Genomic DNA, 14,657 nt, shown 5'->3' with positions numbered 1-14,657 from the left:
GCCAAGTCAAATGGTTGCGCATGGCGCAATCAAACTGCCAACGGTGTTATGCCCCCGGCAAATGAAGCCAGAATCGGAGCGACAAGTGCAAATCCGGCACGCAGGATTTCGCCCGTACCTTCCTTAAGCCCATGAGTGGCTTTCCAACCGGCGATATCAAAGGTTTCTTCGGTTCGCGAGCGCCCGCGGGCCCGCAGGGCAAGTCTTTTTACGCGGCTGTCCAGAACCAAAGCAACCGGAAGATAGAAGCTGAGCAGCAACAGGCAAAAATAGGTTCCGGTAAACAATGCAGACGCTTTGACCAGCGACCCGTAGGCGGCCTTTCCGCTGTCCTCTATAAGGGGCATGGGCCAGTACATCCAGCTTGAAGCAAAAAACATGCCGAAAGTCAGAATGAGGCTGGACAGGTACAATTGCTGCCGCATCTGATGCATGTTGGCGGCCAGTTCTTCGGCTCTCTCTTCGATATCAGGGCTGTCTCTGGAGGCCAGACACAGGATCATACCGGCAATCAGTGCCCCAACGGACAGACCAGCAAGTGCATTGACGATGTCCAAAACCCGGTTGAACATTGAAAATACAGGGCTTTCACCGCAAGTGCCCAACAGCCAGGTGTCATTCGCGTTCATGCAACCGGGTAGCGAACCATTGGCCAAGGTCGTTTCAAAAACCGTTTTGCCGACCTGATAGTAAATCCGGGGCGCGGTGGATGTTGTAAACTGCTGGATTGTTGGCGTCAGTGCCAACAAAAAGACAGCCAAAGTCGTTACTATGGCGGCCACCCTGGTTTGCTGTTCCATCGGTCGCGCCAAACTGCGGGCCAGCACGGCAACGGCGAGAACGGCAAGCGCCGCAAAGAACCAAGATGCTGCAAGAAATCTGAGCCGGCCTACCGCTTCAAGCCATGTGTTCTGATCGCTCAGGATCTTAAGCGGGATATCCAGTTCCGATGCGATCATGTGATCTTGGATCAGCTTGTGAACACCGAATATCAGAACTGGAAGCAAAACAATCGAAAAATATCGCAGTTTCACCCGGCGGTTAGACATGTTCAACCTCATGAATTGCCGAAAACCCCTCTGAAATCCTTAACACAATTTCTGAAGTCAATCACCGCTTGACGGTCGACCATGTCGGAAGTCGCCGTTTTGAAGGACCAGACGACCCGTTTAAGTACAGCGCCCAGATGCTTGGCATGAGTTGAGTTCAGGAGGAATTCTTCTGAATTTTGATTTGTTGTGATAAGATTGGCCAAGTCCCAGGATCGCAAGTTCTGACAAAACCATGGGTGTTGACGGAGCAAATAACCAGGAAAACGCTTCTGAAAAATCAGAGGCTCTACTCCTTTACGCCCGCAGCGGTGGGAACGCAGAGCGACCAGCGTCGCCCGAACCCAGAAGCAGACGGACCGGGGCCTGGTTCGCAGAACTTTTATCTTCGCTCATCAAAACCTCGGCCGCATTTTTTCTAGCATACCTGTTGGTTCAGAGCGTTGAACTGGATCTTAAGCGAGCGCAATTTACTGCGGACACGGCGGATAAGCTCAAGACCTACATTCTAGACCTAAACAGTGATGAGTTCGCGAATAGCGCTGAAAAATCCAAGGCGACCGCGCTCGCGCTAGGGGGCTTCGGCAGTGTTGCAGCATTTCCGCTGGTCCAATTCATCGACCATGGAAATGAGTTTCAGGTCAGCTGGGGAAAGTTGGGATTGGAACAGGCGGGACTGACAACTAACGACGAAACCTGCGAGGTCATCATCCGCGGGATTGATGATCCGACCCAAACTTTCAAGTGGGGGACGCGTAAGGCTGTTTCCGAAATCGCTGGCAGCGTAGGTTGCCTCGACGCTGTGGAACCGCTCGAACGCCTCGGCGCGGATTTGACAGATGCAGGGGTGCCCGCTGATGCGCAGCCGGAATTTCAAAAGGCAATTCAGGCGGCTTTGGCGCAAATCGAAAGAGCAAACCAAAGGGCGCAGAAATGGTGGATGTTCTGGTGAATTGCAAACCTTCTAAACAGAGCTTCTCGCAGATGTGCAGGGGAGTTGTGGTGGGCTTGATAGTAATCTTTCTTTTGGGTGAGGACGCGCACGCGGGGCTTCAGGGTTGCCCGGATGACACGGCAAGAAACGACAAATTGCTTATAGGTTCGATGGATATGGTCAGCCCGATCAGCGAACGCAGACGGCGCGCCTTGCTTGCTGCATTCGAAATGCACTTTGACAAGGCCGACGCCTCGCTTGGGTCTCTTGCAAAGGTGATCTACTGCCCGCAGCGTCGGTTGCGGGATCGAAATACCTATGATGCCGACGTCACAGGAGTTCTGAACGACGAACGGGTATTGCTAGAAGTCGGTGCCAGAGTCAGCGGGGGTGACATCATCGTGGCCTATGTGGTCATTCCCCTGCGCCACTACGGTTTCCATAACGTCGAGCCGCCCCGAATGCAGGGTTACCACGAGGCCCTCTACGAGCAGGCCCAGATCGATGCAGGGCTGGATAAACTGTTTCGGGGCAATGCCGAGTTGCGTCTGTTCTCTGCTTTGGCGCTGGGATTGCGGCACGAAAGGGCGGCTGACTCTGCTGTTCATGCCCAAGAGCAAAAGACAATGTTGTTACGTTCTCGTGCGTTTTATTGTGATGCGATCGGAACGCTAGAAGCAGCAAAACCAAGGCCTGACTACCTTGGATTGGAGCCGGACGAATGGCAGGCGCTGGGCAATTTCGCTCGAGAAGGGGCGGATCGTGTTTATCGACAGACGCTGGACAGTTTTGGTGACCAGAGTACACTTCCAATTCTTCGAGAAATCCGCGGAAGTGACGCTGACGACAAGGGGCTCTGTGTTGATCCGCTTCCATCTCAAACCGATGGAGGAGGTCAATAATGGAACACGCAATCAGGTCATTTATTACGCGTGCAGGTTTGGCCGTTTCCATTGCTCTGTTGTCTCTTGCGGGCGTTGTGTCGGATTCACGACCCGTTCAGGCTGGTGGATTTACCGCGTGCGAGTATCCGTTTGTTTTTGAGGGCTCTGCAGCAAATATAGTTCCTTTGGAGTATCTAGCGACCTCGGCCGATGTGTCGTCAGGTGACGGGGACCGACTGGCGAAACTGCAGAAGACGGCACGACGGTTCAGCTGGCTTTTCAAACTGGATAGCTGGCATCAGCCGACCTATGGCAGTCTTGGAGTGGTCGCACATATGTTCTTGGATGGTGTTTGCGATCCTGACGTTGTTCTGGACCGGTTATTGTCAGGCGGGGCGTCGCAGCCATTGCGTGAGGGGCAAATTCTGGTTTTCTTGCAGGGTCGCATTTTTTTGGAAGAGGACCAGATTTTCGTTCAGTCCAGACTCCGGGGGTTTCGCCGTCTCACGGATCAATACGAAGCCGTGCAACCTCTTTCTAATAACTTTGCCGAAGAATTTCTGCATGCTTACCTTGGCCAGTCCGGCGAGCCGATGTCAATTTCGATACCTGCGCTAGACGTGACTTTTGCACCGCGCGTGATTTCCGAAGAGTTGTTCCGACGCATCGACATTACGTTTATCGAGGCCAGCAAAGTCTACAGTAGTCCCGATCTTGAGGCCTCCAGCGACGAGCTGCTCTTTGAGCCGAACCAGCGAAGAGCATTCAGTGTTGAAATTGGGGCCGAACCTGGTTGGATCAAGGTGGACGACATGTTCGGCGGCCATCCCAACCAGGGATACATTCGCATCAACCCAGAAGCCTCGCATCTGTTCCATAGTAGCTTGCCCGAACTTGATTTTCTGAATGGTGCGCTTGGGTTTCTAAGGCTGCGGCAAAACTGGTTGTCCGATGAGTTTCCGCCTGTGTCCGACGGGACAGCTCAAATGGCACAGGCCGCGCTAGAGCGTTATCTGGAAAATGAGTTGACCCTCAATGAACCGGAACTCAGGGCATTGGCCCATGCATTGATAGGGTTCATTCAGGCTTCGGAAGAAAAAGACTGGATGGCTGCGCGCGTATCCTTTCTTGAGGCGGCGACGTTGTCCCCGACCGATACCCACTACCGCAACGCACTGGGCGTGACGGATGCCATGCTATGCTGTTCGCACGATGTCTCACCTCCTTACCGAGATCCCGCAAGATGGTTCGCAGATGCCCTGTCCGTAAACCCGGAAAACGGAGAGTCGCTGAGCAATTTGCTTCACTTCCTAGAGTACCTGAACGAAACAAATCAAAAGCCGGATGGGATTGATACGACCAATTTGCCGACAGCCCTGGACGTGGTTCGAAAGGTCGCTGACCAGAATCCGGAACTGATGTCAAAAGGACAGCGCTAGGACGCGAAGGGGACCTAAATTCGCCCCGGCTTTTCGATTGCGCTGCCGGAATTAGTATCTTGCCTGCCACCTATGCACGAGTTTACGGGCGCTCTGTTTCTTAAAAAGACAATTTCTGCTATGATCGCAGCATATTGTTGAAAGTTTATTGGGTGGTATTGAATGCGTGTTTACGAAGCGGTTGTCGCCGCGCTTGAAACCATTGGGGTAGACGCCGCTTATGGCGGTGCCGGCGAAAATGCAGCCGGTTTGATGCTTGCGCTCGACGCATCGGAAAAGATCAGACCCATCGTAGCCAAAAATGAACAGGGAGCGTCGTTCATGGCCTGCGGTCATGCGATGTTTACCGGAAATCTAGGCGTGTGTTTTGCCACTGCCGGTCCGGGTGCGTTCAACCTTATTTCAGGCATGTGCGTGGCTTTGACCGACAGCTATCCTTTGTTGGCGATCAGCGGGTATTCGACGGTGGCATGGCAGGGAAGGGGGGGATTGAACGAAACCTCTGGCCTTGCCCGCACTCCGGATTCGCGGATGATGTTTCGTGCTGCCACAAAAAAAGACCCGCAGTCCGGCGAACCGGCAGATTTTCTTGTAACCGACCCCGATGACTTGATCGATACGTTGCAAAAAGCCATCGACATCGCATTTGAAGGTCGTCCTGGCCCAGTACATGTTGCCGTCGCAGAGGACATAACCGACCCCAAGATCGAAGTGTCCAACTTCAGGCCTCTGCGCATGCCGCAGATAGGTGTGACGCCTGATCCGGCTTCGCTGGATCGTGCTGCGAGCGTTTTGGAACAGGCGATCAAAGCTGAGAAAAAAGTCGTGATGCTTGCCGGATTTGGGGCGATCCTGGCCGGAGCCAATGATGTCACCAAGGCTTTCATCGAGCGGTTTCAGATACCGTTGCTGACGACAATGGATGGAAAAGGGATCGTAGCCGAGGAAAACCCATTGGCTATAGGGCTCTATTGTGATTCAGGGCACAAGGCAGCGTGGGATCTTTTCGACGACGCGGATGTGGTGCTTGCGGTCGGCAACTCATTTGCGCAACATGCGACATTCGATTTTTTCGACAGATTGTTCGAAAACAAGACCCTGCTTCACGTCAACATTGACGCAGGTGAGTTTGACAAGTTCTACAAAACTGATCACGTCGTTTTGGGGGATGCGAAACAGACCTTGCAAGGTCTGTATGATCGTCTAGACGCCTCGGTAGGTCCTGTGCCGGAACGGGATTATCGGCCCAAGGATTACGATGAACGCTTCATCATTTCCCCGCAAAAGCAGCTGCATCCGGGCGAAATGGTTCAAAAGATTTCGCAAATGCTGCCGCCGGGCGGTGTTGTGTTGGCAGACGCGGGCGCACATGCGGCCTGGGCAGGCTACTATCTTGAGTTGAAGGAAGGCCAGAATTTCAGAAAACCCGGAACCTATGGTCCGATGGGGATCGGGGTGTGCGGAGCGATCGGTGTAAAGTATGCCGAGATGAATCGTTCGGTCGTAGCTGCTGTTGGTGATGGTTCTTACCTGATGACCGGGTTCGAATTGATGACGGCCGTGCAATACAACATTCCAGTGGTTTGGGTCATTTTCAACGACTGCGAATTCAAGCTGATCAAGCTGTATCAGCTGTCTGCTTTCTTCAAGACAGGGCTCGTCGAATTCGATAATCCGGACTACGCCGCCTACGCCCGAGCCTGTGGCGCAGATGGATACGTGGTCAACAAACTCGACGAGTTCGAGAAGGCGTTTGCGGCGGCTCTGGCAAGCGGCAAACCGACCCTCATTGACGCGCGGATTACACGTCTGGCGTTGCCGAATTATTCACCCCATCCCGAAGGTGTGCTGGCCGCGATCTGGCAAGGCATTCGTTCAAGGTTCGGATTGTAGACAGGAGGCCACCATGGACGGTAGCTCGGATTCCCTGCGAAAATGGCGCGAAGTGTATGTCGGAGGCTCGCCCGAGGCAGAGTTGAAAGAGACAAAACAGCTTGCCGAACTGATGATGGCAGCACAGCAGAAGTCTGCAAAGGCTGGCAAAGCGCCCAAGGTCGAGCGCGCCTTTCATAAAAAGGCAATCGCCGCATTTGAAGGCGCTGAATTGAGGTTTGTCGACGACCTGCCAGAGGACCTTGAGGTGGGTTTCGCGACACCCGGCAAACGGTATCCAGCGATGGTGCGGATTTCCAACGCATCGTCGCAAACCCAATCCGATGAAGAAAAAGACCTGCGTGGATTGGCAGTACGCGTTCGCGACGCTGACGGCGTTGACCATGACTTACTGGCCACGAATTTTCCTGTTCCCCACGCGCGCAATGCTCGCCAGTTCGTGGTCTTCGCACATGCGGTGTCCGGTGGGAGGTTGTCAAAGCTAGTGGGGTTGGTGCGCCTGTGCTTTGTTCTGGGCTTCTCTGAAACACGCCGGATGCTTGACAACGTGCGGACCGCACTCAGGGAATGTGACAGCGTAGCGTTGGAAAGCTACTGGAGCCGCGGGGCCATTGCCTGGGGAAACGAAGCGGTGCGATACGTTTTCAAACCGGCACCGGATGCGCCGGGGGTGAAGGGCACCCACTCTGGCGCGTCGCGTCTGTCTTCAGAATACGCCACTCGTCAGGCAGATGGTGATGTGGTGTTTGACCTGTTCGTTCAGCGGTTTGTTTCAGAGGATCAAACTCCTATCGAAGACGCGGCGCATGAATGGGACGAACGGGTCAGCCCGCCTATAAAGGTGGCGGAATTGGTAATGCCTCAGCGCGATCTGTCGTCACCGCAGGCCCTAGCCGAGGCGCTGAAAATTGAGCTACTGGGGTTCAATCCGTGGAATACAGCGGAAGAGTTCCGTCCTTTGGGAAACTTGAACCGCGCGCGCAAAGCAGCTTATGACGCATCTGCCTCGCACCGGCAGGGCAAACGGTTCAAGGCCGCACCGCCTCCAATTCAAAATAGAATATTCGGAACGGCCGCGCGATCCGTACTGCGCGCCGTTAACCGCAGAATCCCGTGGCACAAAATTCCGTTTCTTTTGGTTCAGCTACTCAACCTCGACGCGCTCAGGTATGATTTGAGGCAAAAGAATCTCATTGACACCGATCCGGAAGAAACCGTGCCAAGCGCGCGCGCGGTGCCGCCCGAACCTGCCCCCGAATATCGCGTTTACCGCACTCATGACGGCACATATAACGATCTGTCGGATCCGACGATGGGTGCGGCGGGCGCAACCTTTGGCAGAAACATGCCACCGCAGGCCCAGCCAGACGGCAGCCCCAACCCAATTGAGGTAGCCCGGAAGCTGATGGACAGACAGGCCTTTATCCCCGCCAAAATCCTGAACATCCTGGCGGCCTCGTGGATTCAGTTTCAAGTCCATGACTGGATATCGCACGAGCGGCGCAAACTGGGCGAGGATGATGACGTCGTTCCTGTCCCAGATGGCTACCCTGATTGGAAGAACCGCCCGGACGGAGAGCCGGAACGTAATATGCGCATCGCCGGAAACATCCCGAAAGAGGGGGCAGATGATCCGATCCTGTTTGCAAACGAGAACTCTCATTGGTGGGATGGCTCGCAAGTTTATGGCGTCAATTCCGAGGCCGCGAAAAAACTTCGTAACGGACCCAAGCTAAAGCTGACCAAAGACGGCTACCTGCCTTTGAATGTGAAGGGATTTGAGCTGACCGGCTTTAACGAAAGTTGGTGGCTGGGGCTGTCGACCCTGCACACGTTGTTTGCCCGAGAGCACAATGTTCTTTGTGACGAGTTGCAGCGCGAATACCCCAACATGGACGAAGAACGGGTGTATCAGACCGCCCGCCTCATCGTGTCGGCGCTGATCGCGAAGATCCACACGGTCGAATGGACGCCAGCCATACTTGGCACCGAAGCGCTGGATATTGGAATGAACACCAACTGGCACGGCCCGCCTAAGTCGTGGTTGACGCGCTTGGGCATCTGGTTGACTGACGTTCACGCGCTTAAAGGTATCCCGGAAACTGAGCCTGATCACCACTCCGGGCGCTACGCCCTGACGGAAGAATTTGCGACGGTTTACCGAATGCATCCATTAATTCCGGACGACTACATTTTCTATGATTTTCAATCCGGCAAGGAAAAAGCGCGCCGTGGCTTTCTGGAGATTCAGGGCGAAGAGACTGACGAGCAATTGCGAGAGCTTGGCCTGCGCGATTGTCTTTATTCTCAGGGTATTGCCCATCCCGGTGCGATCACATTGCACAACTTTCCGAAATCCCTACAAAACCTCGAACGTTTTGATGAGCTGATCGATTTATCGGTGGTAGACATCGTCCGCACGCGCGCCCGTCACGTACCACGATACAACGCTTTCCGCGAAGGGCTGCACATGCCTCGTGTTACCAACTGGGATGACCTGACGGCCAACCCCGAGACCAATCAAATACTAAAGGATCTCTATGGCGATATCGACAAGGTCGATACGGTGATTGGCCTGTTGGGAGAAACCCCGCCTGACGGATTCGGATTCTCGGACACGGCGTTTCGTGTCTTTATCCTAATGGCGTCGCGCAGGTTGCAGTCGGACCGCTTTTTGACCACAGACTTTCGACCGGAAATCTATACGCCGCTTGGGATGGAGTGGGTGGCGAAAAACGGTATGAAATCCGTTTTGCTGCGGCATTTCCCCGAGTTTGCAACAGTTCTGCCAAAGAATGCGACGGCCTTTGCGCCCTGGAATGTGGTTGAGGGGGAATGAAATGCCGAAGGACAAAGTTCAAAATGGGCTGAACGCCTTTCTGAATGCCCCGCTGGCGCAGACGTTGTGGAACCGCAGAACCAAGCGTGTCAGCCGCGGTTCGAATGTAGTCGCCGGTTCGCTCAGTTGGGAATCTCAGAATGAGCGCTCGCCACTTTCACCGCTGCAAGAGGCGATCCTGATTGCCGCAACCGGCGTTACGGGCCTGACCATGCCTGACCGGCCGTTTTTCGACGACGAAAGCGGCGATCCGATCATGTCGAAGCCGAACCTTGTGATGGAGGGGCGCACCGCTGGTAGCCCGGACAATGCACAAGGTACGCATTTCTTTATGATTAATGACAGTGGTACCTACTTTCTGCGCAGGCTTGAACCTCTTGAAGGTGGGACCGAAAGCTGGACGCCCGAGGTATTGATCCTGCGTGCAGAACAGGCAAAAGTGCAAATTCTGGACCGGCGTGTTGACGTGCCCGAAGGGATGCGTGATTTTCCGGCTTACCTCGATTCGAATCGCTTTTTGTCAAACACTCCGGGTTCGACCATTTTCTTCCCGGTTGTGGATCTATCTCACCAATACATTAACGCGTTGATGTACATTCTAACGCAGCCTGACAAGGCGCGGCCAGTCATCGTGGATGACCGAAATTTTTATCGGCCCGCTGGTGTCAAAAAGTGGATCGACAGGGGTTTTCTGAACCCGGATATCAAGATTCCGCTGGGAATCTTGGGCCAAATGCGCACACAGATCGAGGCTGATCTACTGGTGCAAAACTTGTTTCTTGTGACCGAGGCTCTGGGTCTGGGCGGCTGGATTCACGCCGCGATATCTCCACCGGTTCTGATGGGCGATCCGAAGTTCAGCGACAGATTCGGTACGATGTTGGGGTTTGACTATGTGACACCCAAATGGCGACTGATGGATCTGCTACGCTGGCATACTTTGCCGGTTGCGGCGATGAAGCATGTCCGTGCCCATGCGGTGGGATTGCGCCATCATGGAGAGCACCTGATCAAGGGTAAATGTCCGCCTTATTATTCGTCTATGTCCGAGGCAGTTGATGCAGTTGTTGAAGGCAAGTTCGGTTCCGACGGTATTTACAAGAACGACGCGCTGTTCAACCAAATCTACAAGGGCGATTTTGGTGCCAAGTATCTGGAAGAAGCGGGTGAATACGAGCAGGACATAATCGAATGCGCCCGCGATATCTGTACGTACGTTTACGAAACACACGGGCGATTCCCGGCTCATTGCGAAGCAGTTCACGCACCTGGTGTTTGGCTTCAAACGCATCGGGTCGAGAACGAATACTACGACGCTTATTTCCAGAACGGCCTAACATCCGCCCAACGCGCTCACGACCTGAATTGGCCGAGCTGAATTGGAAAACCAGTCTTGAATTTGACTTTACATTGGTGAGTACCTCGGAGCCGTTGCAAACTCACACTAGCAAATCGAGCCCTGCTGTCACCGTGCCCTCAAATATTGGGGATGTGTAGCAAACTATGAGGCCTAATTGACGAACACGCAAATTCGGTTTTTGTTCTCAGAGATTTAGTCCTCCAATAGGTTTCAACTTGATTTCTTAGAAAGGCTGCCATGGCCTTGTCAGAGGAACTTGGGTTGAGCGGGGCAGGGGTGTTGCGTAGCCTCCGATTTTGAAAAGATTATCGCCTTTCAAGTATTTCAAAACCAGTCCCGAGATCATCCGCCTTGCAGTGATGCCATACATCCGTTTCCCGCTTTCGCTTCGGAATGTCGAAGACTTGTTGCACGAGCGAGGCATCGACGTGAGGCACGAAACTGTCCGATATTGGTGGAACAGGTTTGGCCCGATATTTGCTGCTGAAATCCGAAGAAAGCGTGTTCGGTAAATGAGAGCATACTTCAAATGGAAGTGGCACGTGGATGAGGTTTTTGTGAAGGTGAATGGCAAGCGGCACTATCTTTGGCGTGCTGTTGATCAAGAAGGTGAGGTGGTGGAAGCCGTTGTCACCAAACGCCGAAACAAAGCTGCAGCGCTGAAATTCCTCAAGACACTGACGAAGCGACACGGTAAGTCGGAAACCGTCGTCACGGATCGCTTCGCATCGTACCGGGCCGCTCTCAGAGAGCTTGGCGCTACCGAAAAAGAAAGGACGGGTAGGTGGCTCAACAATCGCGTTGAGAACTCGCACCTGCCATTCCGACGAAGAGAACGCGCGATGCAGCGTTTTAAGCGTATGCGAAGTTTGCAGAAGCTCGCCCCCGTCCATTCCTCGGTCTACAACCATTTCAACCAAGAAAGATCGCTAGCCAGCCGAGACACCTTCAAGCTGACTCGAGCCGCCGCTCTCGCAGAGTGGCGCGAACTCAGTGCGGCATAAAGGGCAGCGCTACTGGCCTAGCTGAGACTAGTTAGAATTTGTCTGACGGCACCTTCGAGTGTTCCTCGTTGATTGGAATAGACGGCAGCTTTATCAGCCTAGCTGACGCTGGTTCAAATTAGTTGACAGTACCTTAGCTGAGAAGCTGAAACACAGGAACCGTTCCGGTTAGTCCTTTGAATTCTTGATCCCTCAAAAATCGTGTTTTCTTGGATGTTCCTAACGCTTCGACAACCGACGCATCGACTAGTGTTTCGGCAGCGCGCGCGTGCTCACATAGGCGAGCTGCAAGATTTGGCACTTCTCCAATGGCCGCATAGTCAAACCGGCCTTCAAATCCGATACAGCCAATAGTGGTTTCACCCTTGGCGATACCGATCCCGAGACCCAAGCTCGATCCCTCCTTTTGAAAGGGTCCAAGCGCGTTTGCGACCGCAACATGCAGCTCGCTCGCAAAGGTGGCAGCCTGGCCTGTAGGATCGCGTGCCCGCAGCGGGGCATTAAACAGAACAACGATGCCGTCGCCCAAGAAACGTTCAAGTGTGCCCTGGTGTCGTTCAATCAGTGGTCCAGCGCAATTGTGAAATACGTTGAGGGCTTCCAGCACTACTTGAGGATTAGAAGCTTCCGTAAAGGCCGAGAATCCCCTTAGATCCGCAAACAAAACGACGATGTCCGCTCTTCGGTTCTTAAGAATAGCGCTGTCATCACCAACCGAAATAATTTCTTCTGCCACTTGCCTTGGTAGAAAGCGGCGCAAACGATTGAACCGCTCAATCTGACCAATCTGTTGATTTACTCGTTTTTCGAGTTCCTTGTTCCAGCTCTGCACTTCGTCATGCAAAGCTTTTGTTCGGAGCATGGAACGTACACGAGCAATGAGTGCAATTGTGTCAACTGGTTTGGTGAGATAGTCATTTGCACCAGCCTCAAGCCCTTGCACCACATCTTCAGTGTTCGAACGAGCTGTTACCAGAACCACCGGAATAAAGGGGAGTATGGGATCCATTCTCAATCTTCGACAGACTTCGAAACCGTCCAGCTTAGGCATCATTACGTCTAGCAAGATCAAGTCGGGCGACAAATCAGTAGCTTTTTCTATAGCGTCTTCGCCATCTACGGCCTCGGCAGTACTATAACCATGCGCGCTAAGTCGCATTGTCAGCAGGTTGCGATTGTCCTGCTGGTCATCGACAATCAAAATGAGTGGTGGGTCTTTCATTTTTTCATTCAGACCTGTCCAACAAAGGTAATGACTTTGGCCAACAGAGCACGCGGACTGTAGGGCTTGGTAACATAGTCATCACATCCGGCTTCCCGTGCTTTTGTTTCGTCGCCAGACAAAGCAAAGGATGTTACCGCGATGATTGGTATGTTCGCGCCTATTGGATGCTTCTTTATCTGGCGGGTGGCATCGTAACCGTCTAATTCTGGCATCTGGATATCCATCAAGATTAGATCGGGCTTTTCAGCAATCGCTCGGTCTACACCTTGCGCTCCGTTTTCGGCCTCCAGCACTTCGAAGCCGTGACTGCCTAGAAGGTCTCGGAGTATGCGTCTGTTGTCAGCCTGGTCTTCTATGACAAGTATTCTTTTCGACATGCTCAGCTCCTCGTGGCCTGGACGGGGAGTACAACAGTGAAAGTCGAACCGTTGCCAAGGCTGCTGGCGACTTCAATTCGCCCACCGTGCATTTCTACGATCTTTTGAGAGATAGACAGACCGAGGCCAGTACCCCCGGCAGCACGCGTAGACGAGGCGTCAGCTTGCTTGAATTCTTTGAAAACCTCATCAATTTGCTCTGCGGAAATTCCAACTCCCGTATCAGTTACGGTTACTACAAACCGTTGATCACGACGCGCCAAGTTTATTTCGACGTAACCCTTGTCAGTGAACTTTACCGCATTTCCGACGATGTTAAGTAAGACCTGTCTAATACGACCCGCGTCGCCACGCCCAGTGGGGAGTCCGCCTTCTACTTTGGTGCGGATTTCTAGTCCCTTGCTCGCTGCTATAGGCTCAACCGTGGAAACAACGTCTTTGAGGATCTCAGACATCGAATATGTGTCCAGTGTCAGTTCGAGTGCTCCGGCTTCAATCTTCGAAATATCCAAAACATCGTTGATCAATGACAGTAGCATTTTGCCGTTCACTTGAACCCGATGCAGTGGATCGTCGATTTTTTTGGGCACCGGACCATAAATTCCATCCCGGATCATTTCGGTGTATCCGAGGATCGAATTCATCGGAGTTCGCAATTCATGGCTCATATTGGCGAGAAATTGCGACTTGTGCAGGTTCGCAGTCTCAAGCTCATCGTACAACGTGCCCAAACGCGCTGTCATACGATTGGCGCTGCGGGCGAGATCTCCGAGCTCGTCGGTGCTCTTGATATTGGCTCGGGCGGTAAAGTCGCCTTGAGCAACTTTTCGTAACGTGACACGGATTTGCTCTATCGTGCGGATCAAAGATTTACTGAGCAGGAAGCCAAGCAAAATCGCAATAACGACTGCAATCCCAGCCGAAGCAAGCACCATTCGCCACGATTGATCAAATGCGTTTTGGTTAATCAAAGCTTTCGAGCGCATACCATCGCGCAAAAGCAGGTATCGTTTCTCAATCAGATTGTCCACAGACTTAATTATTGGGACCAGCTGCAACTCGAACATTGATTTGGCAACTACAATCTGCCCAGCTTCATATCGCTCAACGATATCAAGTCCTATTCGTTTTATTTCTTGAGTCTTTCGCGACACATCAGCGATTTCATCCTTCGAAAAAAGGCTGAGATCCGGCTTATCCCTAGTCTCAATGAGATGGCCAAGCGACTGAATAACATGCAGCTTATCTTTAAAGAAGCCTGCACTGTCGCCAAGCATGGTGTTGCCTCCAGTCTCGGCAAAAATTGCTGTTCCATTCAACCAGATTTCTTGGAGACTGCTTTCAAACACCTTTAGATTTGATAGCCGTACCTGATCTTGAAGCAACTCAGCAGTTCGAAGGTTCGCTTTGCGCAACTCAGATAGCCCGGTGAACGCCAGTATTAGCATTAACCCGACAATACCAAGTAGCGCGACGAGCAACTTGGTTCTTATCTTGATGTGAAACCCGCTGGGCGAATTGGTAGAGGTTACATTTGCGCTATCTACGGCTTTCACGAAATCAGAAGTTTCGGCAGTCATGCAATCGGTCCCGACAGTATTGATCGGATGTGCAATTGATTAATTATGCATCAGAAATGCCAGATCACAAAAT

At 52.8% G+C, this 14,657-nt stretch carries 10 protein-coding genes and 1 pseudogene; 7 read left to right on the top strand and 4 right to left on the bottom strand.

Annotation, left to right across the window (positions count from 1 at the left end; translation table 11 throughout):
• Positions 1 to 29 precede the first annotated feature (29 nt).
• On the bottom strand, positions 30 to 1,049 hold the full coding sequence (locus tag ACR0J4_RS04200; protein ID WP_170556506.1) for a hypothetical protein: 1,020 nt from the start codon (positions 1,047 to 1,049) through the stop codon (positions 30 to 32).
• 235 nt (positions 1,050 to 1,284) lie between these two features.
• On the opposite strand from ACR0J4_RS04200, the gene ACR0J4_RS04195 reads away from it, so the two are divergent.
• The 7 genes and pseudogenes from ACR0J4_RS04195 to ACR0J4_RS04165 all read left to right on the top strand — a co-directional run bounded on the left by ACR0J4_RS04195 (position 1,285) and on the right by ACR0J4_RS04165 (position 11,402).
• Positions 1,285 to 2,001, top strand: a complete 717-nt coding sequence (locus ACR0J4_RS04195) for a hypothetical protein (protein ID WP_170642423.1) — start codon at positions 1,285 to 1,287, stop codon at positions 1,999 to 2,001.
• A complete protein-coding gene (locus ACR0J4_RS04190; protein WP_170642421.1) occupies positions 1,983 to 2,885 on the top strand; it encodes a hypothetical protein in 903 nt (300 codons plus the stop codon). The genes ACR0J4_RS04195 and ACR0J4_RS04190 overlap by 19 nt, the downstream gene beginning before the upstream one ends.
• Positions 2,885 to 4,306 (top strand): hypothetical protein, encoded by a 1,422-nt coding sequence (locus ACR0J4_RS04185; RefSeq protein ID WP_170642419.1) that lies wholly within the window; start codon positions 2,885 to 2,887, stop codon positions 4,304 to 4,306. Before ACR0J4_RS04190 ends, ACR0J4_RS04185 begins: the two co-directional genes overlap by 1 nt.
• 162 nt (positions 4,307 to 4,468) lie before the next feature.
• The gene (locus ACR0J4_RS04180; protein WP_170642417.1) at positions 4,469 to 6,199 is read left to right on the top strand and encodes a thiamine pyrophosphate-binding protein; all 1,731 of its coding nucleotides are present in this window, start codon (positions 4,469 to 4,471) and stop codon (positions 6,197 to 6,199) included.
• A gap of 13 nt (positions 6,200 to 6,212) precedes the next feature.
• Positions 6,213 to 9,038: a peroxidase family protein gene (locus ACR0J4_RS04175; RefSeq protein WP_170642415.1), complete on the top strand. Its 2,826-nt coding sequence runs from the start codon at positions 6,213 to 6,215 to the stop codon at positions 9,036 to 9,038.
• 1 nt (position 9,039) lies between these two features.
• On the top strand, positions 9,040 to 10,416 hold the full coding sequence (locus ACR0J4_RS04170) for a hypothetical protein (protein ID WP_170556512.1): 1,377 nt from the start codon (positions 9,040 to 9,042) through the stop codon (positions 10,414 to 10,416).
• Between the two features lie 341 nt (positions 10,417 to 10,757).
• Positions 10,758 to 11,402 (top strand): annotated as a pseudogene (locus ACR0J4_RS04165) (IS6 family transposase).
• Positions 11,403 to 11,535: 133 nt separating this feature from the next.
• Here ACR0J4_RS04165 and ACR0J4_RS04160 read toward each other — a convergent pair.
• The 3 genes from ACR0J4_RS04160 to ACR0J4_RS04150 are packed head-to-tail and all read right to left on the bottom strand — an operon-like array spanning position 11,536 to position 14,584.
• Entirely contained in the window at positions 11,536 to 12,624 is a 1,089-nt protein-coding gene (locus tag ACR0J4_RS04160; protein WP_170642411.1) for an adenylate/guanylate cyclase domain-containing response regulator, read from the bottom strand.
• A gap of 8 nt (positions 12,625 to 12,632) precedes the next feature.
• Positions 12,633 to 13,004, bottom strand: a complete 372-nt coding sequence (locus ACR0J4_RS04155) for a response regulator (RefSeq protein ID WP_170556514.1) — start codon at positions 13,002 to 13,004, stop codon at positions 12,633 to 12,635.
• 2 nt (positions 13,005 to 13,006) lie between these two features.
• On the bottom strand, positions 13,007 to 14,584 hold the full coding sequence (locus ACR0J4_RS04150; RefSeq protein ID WP_170642409.1) for a sensor histidine kinase: 1,578 nt from the start codon (positions 14,582 to 14,584) through the stop codon (positions 13,007 to 13,009).
• Between the last annotated feature and the right edge of the window lie 73 nt (positions 14,585 to 14,657).

Source organism: Ruegeria sp. B10, from assembly GCF_056539825.1.
The sequence above is the reverse complement of the archived record's forward strand: the minus strand, read 5'-3'. Positions and strand labels throughout refer to the sequence as shown.